The 4,839-nt window shown below is 65.4% G+C and carries 7 protein-coding genes; all 7 read left to right on the forward strand.

What is annotated here, in order from left to right; translation table 11 throughout:
• Positions 1-272, forward strand: a 272-nt coding sequence (locus ACIRA7_RS14890; protein WP_396221633.1) for an ExbD/TolR family protein, incomplete at its 5' end; no start/stop codon positions are given.
• Positions 269-1,018, forward strand: coding sequence for a cell envelope integrity protein TolA (locus tag ACIRA7_RS14895; RefSeq protein ID WP_396221634.1), 750 nt, complete (start codon positions 269-271; stop codon positions 1,016-1,018). The genes ACIRA7_RS14890 and ACIRA7_RS14895, both read left to right, overlap by 4 nt.
• 13 nt (positions 1,019-1,031) lie before the next feature.
• Entirely contained in the window at positions 1,032-2,339 is a 1,308-nt protein-coding gene (locus ACIRA7_RS14900; protein ID WP_396221635.1) for a hypothetical protein, read from the forward strand.
• 39 nt (positions 2,340-2,378) lie between these two features.
• Positions 2,379-2,936, forward strand: a complete 558-nt coding sequence (gene pal / locus ACIRA7_RS14905) for a peptidoglycan-associated lipoprotein Pal (RefSeq protein ID WP_396221636.1) — start codon at positions 2,379-2,381, stop codon at positions 2,934-2,936.
• Between the two features lie 56 nt (positions 2,937-2,992).
• Positions 2,993-3,796 carry a tol-pal system protein YbgF gene (gene ybgF / locus ACIRA7_RS14910; RefSeq protein ID WP_396221637.1) on the forward strand — a complete coding sequence of 268 codons (804 nt, stop codon included), beginning with the start codon at positions 2,993-2,995 and terminating at the stop codon, positions 3,794-3,796.
• 25 nt (positions 3,797-3,821) lie between these two features.
• Positions 3,822-4,586: a twin-arginine translocase subunit TatC gene (gene tatC, locus ACIRA7_RS14915; protein ID WP_396221638.1), complete on the forward strand. Its 765-nt coding sequence runs from the start codon at positions 3,822-3,824 to the stop codon at positions 4,584-4,586.
• Between the two features lie 53 nt (positions 4,587-4,639).
• Positions 4,640-4,839, forward strand: a 200-nt coding sequence (locus ACIRA7_RS14920; RefSeq protein WP_396221639.1) for a hypothetical protein, incomplete at its 3' end; no start/stop codon positions are given.

Below are 4,839 nucleotides of genomic sequence, written 5' to 3' on the forward strand. Positions count from 1 at the left end.
CGACGGCAGAGGTGGCGCCACTCGAGCCGAAGAATGGCCTTGTGATCACTGTCGATCGCGACGGGGAGATCTTCATCGATGACACCAGACTGACGTTCAAGGAGTTCGCCGGCAGTATCAAGGCGTTGTCGGACAGGAAGGGCGGCGGTGGGGTCTATCTGCGCGCCGATGAAGCCGTCCCGTACGGTATCGTGGTGCGCATCGTCGCCGCGATGAAGGCCAGGGGTATCACGGACGTTGGGCTCGTCGCTGAACCGGACGGCGATCGGTGAGCCTGTCGTGTGCTGCGACCGGCCGGACGACGCTTGGCCGTGGTATCGCGTTCTCGGCGACGGTGCACGTAATGCTCGTGGGAGCGGCGCTCTGGTGGGGCTCTCGTGCCGAGGCGCCGCGGCCACCGGTGTATCGTGTGGAGCTCGTAGGCGCACCGCCGGGACCCAGGCAGGCCGGTGTGGTGACGCCCGCCGCGCAGCCCACGGTGCAGGCCCCGGACATCGCCGGCGCCGAGCGCGTCCCGGAAGAGGCGGTGGTGCCGACGCCCTCGACCGCGAAAAAAGTGCTGCCGTCGCCGAAGGCGACGCCCTCGCTCTCGCGGACAAAGAAGGCGGGTTCGAAAACGGCAACCGCGACGGCATCGAAGTCGACGTCGGCGCCCAAGGCGGGTGCTGGCGCGCAGGGCGGGAAGGGAGCGGATGTCGCGAACCTCAACATCCGCGGGATCGAGTTTCCGTATCCCGGGTACCTGCAGAATATCGTGAGGCAACTCACGCTGAACTGGACACCGCGCCGTGTTTCCGCATCGCTCGTCTCGGAGGTGAAGTTCACCATCCGGCGCGACGGTTCGGTGACGGCGATCGAAGTCGTGAAAGGCTCCACTGACCGGATCTATGACCTCGACGCGATGGGGGCGATCGAAGCGGTCGGCTCCACGCGTGCATTCGGCCCGCTCCCACCGGGATGGACGGACGACGTGCTGATCGTGTACTTCACGTTTGACTATGCCTTGCGACCCAACTGACTGCATGTTCCAGATGACGTCCCGCTCCCCGTCGCGTGGTGCTTGGCCGAGGCTCGTCGGCACGCTGATGGTCGCCGTCGCTGCTGCCGCGCCGTGGCGTGCCTCGGCGCAGGCGCAGCCGCCGGGGGTCAGCCTCAGTACGCGCTTCGTTGCCGGGCAGAAGACCTCGTTGATCGTGCTGCCGGTGAAGGGGGCGAACGGGGATTCGGTGGCGACGATCCTGTCGCGGGATTTCGACTATAGCGATCGCTTCAACGTGGTGTCGACCTCGAGTGCGCCGGTGGTGAATGGCCCCCCGAACTACGCGCTGTTCGCAAAGCTCGGGGTGGATGGTATTGTCCAGCCGACGTTGCTGCCGTCGGGTTGGGTTCGGGTGGCGCTGCATGACGTGTCGAAGAAGGCCGTTCTGAACAGCAAGGATTTTGCGCTTCCGTCGCCGGCGCTGTCTCCGGCGTGGCGTGCGGCATTGCATGGCGTTTCGGATGCCGTCGAGGAGTGGATCACCGGGCAGCGTGGGATCGCGCAGACGCGCATCGCGTTTACGCGTGGTGGCCGGGTGTGGATAGTCGACAGCGATCGCGCGAACGTGACGCCGGCGACCCCGAGCGGCATGTCGCCGCAATGGCTGCCGGGGGGGCGCAGTCTTGTGTATAGCGTGCTCGACGGCGTGCGCAACCCGATCATGCTGACCGATCTTGGCACCGGCTCGCAGCGGACACTGGCGTCGTCGCCGGGCATCGAGCACAGCTCGCCGGCGGTCGCTCCCGATGGTCGAACCGTGGTGTACGCGCGGGGTTCGGAGAGCGGCACCGACCTCTACGCCATGCCCATCGAGGGGGGGGCGCCGCGTCGAATTACGGTCGGACGCGGTCGGGCGAGCACCCAGCCCACGTTCAGTCCCGATGGTCAGCGAATCGCCTTCATGTCCGACCGCTCGGGGCACCCTGAAGTGTATATTAGCGATCTGGATGGAACGAACGTGGAGCTCCTGACGGCGGCGGCGTTCGGCGATCGCGACTATCGTGCGGGGCCGGACTGGTCTCCCGATGGGCGCCTCGTCGCCTTTCAGTCACGCAACGGCGGCACTTTCCAGATCATGACCATCAACTTGCGCGATCAGTCGGTGAAGTTCGTGACGAACGATGGCCGGAACGATGACCCGTCATGGGCACCGGATTCTCGGCATATCGTTTTCTCGTCGACGCGGAGCGGAACGCGCCAGTTGTGGATCGTGGATGTTGAAACGGGGCGCTCCCGGCAACTCACCTTCGGCTCGGAGGCCAGGCTGTCCGCGTGGTCCCCGCGGTTGTTGTCTCAGTAACCACCATCTCCTTCACTTTACCTTTCGGAGTATTCCGACATGATGCGTGCGATTCGTCTGACCGTGGTGTTGGCTTCTGCAACGCTGGTGCTGGGTGCCTGCCGCAAGAAGCCGGTCGTGGCCCCGAAGCCTGACGTCGCGCCCACCGCGCAGCCAGAGCCGACGCGGCCAACGAACACGCCGCCCGCCGCCCGCGACACGATGGAGGAATACCGGACGAAGCTGGCGGCGACGCGGGCCCGCCTGCTGGAGACGATCTACTTCGAGTATGACGCCGACGAACTGCGCGACGATGCCAAGGCGAACCTTGACGCCAAGATTGCGGTGTTGAACGCGAATCCGGCCGTTCGGATCCGTATCGCGGGGCATTGCGACGAGCGCGGGAGCGACGAGTACAACATTGCCCTCGGCCGTCGTCGGGCTGAGGCGGCGAAGCGTTATTTGATCGACCGCGGTGTCGATGCCGCGCGTGTCGAGACGGCGTCGTTCGGGCGCGAGCGTCCAGCGGTGCAGGGAACGACCGAGGATGCGTGGGCGCGCAACCGCCGCGACGAGTTCGAGATCGTGGCCGGTGGCGATCAGCTGCGCGCGCAGTGATGGGCGCCGCTGCACTCGGACTTCTCCACGCGCTGCGCTCCCGGGTGTCGCGGCTTGTGCCTCTCGTGGTGCTGGTCGGCACGGGCGGTTGTTTCGCGACCCGCGGCGATGTGCGCATCGTGCAAAGTGATGTGTCGTCCCTGCGCGCCGAGCTTCTGAAGAACCAGATGGACCAGCGTGACGCGTTGACCCAGACGATGCGGATGTTGCAAGTCGCCAGCGACTCGTTGTCCAAGGTCAGTGCGCGTACCGTCAGCATTCAGGGCGACATTCGCGGGGAGATGCGCGCGATCCGGGAGCAGATGCTGCAGGTGCAGACGCTACTGGGGCAGAGTCAGGCGACTATCGCCCGACTTCGCTCGGAGATCGAGTCGCGCAGCGCGGCCCCTGTGGCCGCGCCGGCCGCTGGCGCAGTGCCGCCAGCCGTTCCGCTGGCGGGAGGCCGTATTCCGCCGGCGGGAGCCGATAGTGTGACCACGCGCGCGCCCGGACCCAACCAGCTCTACACGGACGGGCGCGATCAACTTACCCGCGGTAGCAGCGCCACGGCGCGGATCTACTTCCAAGAACTGATTACGAACTATCCCTCCTCCGACTACGCCCCCGACGCGCAGTTCTGGATCGCGGAATCGTTCGCGAAGGAAAAGAATTTGCCAGCTGCCGATGCCGCGTACGCCGCGGTGGCGAGCGTCCACCCGACGTCGGAGAAAGCCCCGACCGCCTTGTACAAGCGGGCGCAGCTGGCTCTGCAGCAAAGCAACATCCCGCAGGCCCGGCAGCTGCTCGAGCAGGTGATCGCGCGATACCCGCGCAGCATTGAGGCCGAGCTCGCGGCCGATCAACTCAAGACGCTGCGCTGACCGCGCGACCAGGACGACTTCACCGATGTCCAGCAGTAACAGTGTGGAAATGCCGTTTCTCGACCATCTCGAGGAACTGCGCTGGCGGCTCTTCAAATGTGCCGTGGCCATCGCCCTCGGTGTGGGCGTCGCGTTCGCGCTGTTGTACACCAAGCAGGTCGACATCATCGCCTTCCTGTCGCAGCCAATCCAGCCGTACCTGAAGCAGCCGCTCATGGTGACGCACGTGAGTGACCTCTTCGATATCGTGATGGACGCCTCGATTACGCTCGGGCTGATCGCCGCGTCGCCAGTGTTGGCCTGGCAAATCTGGGGGTTTCTCTCCCCGGCGCTGTACGGACATGAGAAGAAGGCCGTGATCCCGGCACTTGTCGGGGCGGCCGTGCTCTTTCTGGCCGGTATGGCCCTGTCGTTCTACTATGTGCTGCCGGTCACGCTCGGGTTCTTCATGAGCTTCCAGAGCGGCTCCGTGCAGATCATGCAGACGGTGGATCAGTACGTGAGCTTCGTGATCTCGATGTGTCTCGCGTTCGGTGCCATCTTCGAGCTGCCGATCGTGATCGCACTGCTCTCGGCCATGGGCATCGTGCAGCCGCAGTATCTGTCGAAGTTCCGGCGCCATGCGTTCCTGGGATGTATCATCGCGGCGGCACTGATCACCCCAGGTAGCGACCCGACGTCCTTGATCGCACTGACGATCCCCCTCTATCTGCTGTACGAGGTGTCGATCACGGTGTCGAAGTTCATCAGTCATCGCCGCGAGCGGCGGATCGCTGCCGGGGACGAGTGAGTCGCTCGGTGCCCGCACACGCGGTCAGTGTTCACAACCGATGGTGCTCGGTCGTGAGAGTGATACTGGGTATGGTGCTCGGTTCGCTTATGGTGGCGGCGCCACTGACCGCGCAGCGGCCCGTTCCCGCTCGTCCCGGGGCTGGCGCCAAGCCGGTACCGGGCAAGACGCCGGCGAAGGATAGTCTGGCGCAACTGAGCAAGGATCGTGAGGTGTTCAATTGGACGCCGCCCGACTCGCTCATGCGCGCGCT

The sequence above is a fragment of the Gemmatimonas sp. genome, assembly GCF_044376735.1.
GTDB lineage: Bacteria > Gemmatimonadota > Gemmatimonadetes > Gemmatimonadales > Gemmatimonadaceae > Gemmatimonas.

Excerpts from the sequence above, each read along its gene's own strand:
- ACIRA7_RS14900 (WP_396221635.1), top strand. The coding sequence starts at position 1,032 with ATGACGTCCCGCTCCCCGTCGCGTGGTGCTTGGCCGAGGCTCGTCGGC.
- pal (WP_396221636.1), top strand. The coding sequence starts at position 2,379 with ATGATGCGTGCGATTCGTCTGACCGTGGTGTTGGCTTCTGCAACGCTG.
- tatC (WP_396221638.1), top strand. The coding sequence starts at position 3,822 with ATGTCCAGCAGTAACAGTGTGGAAATGCCGTTTCTCGACCATCTCGAG.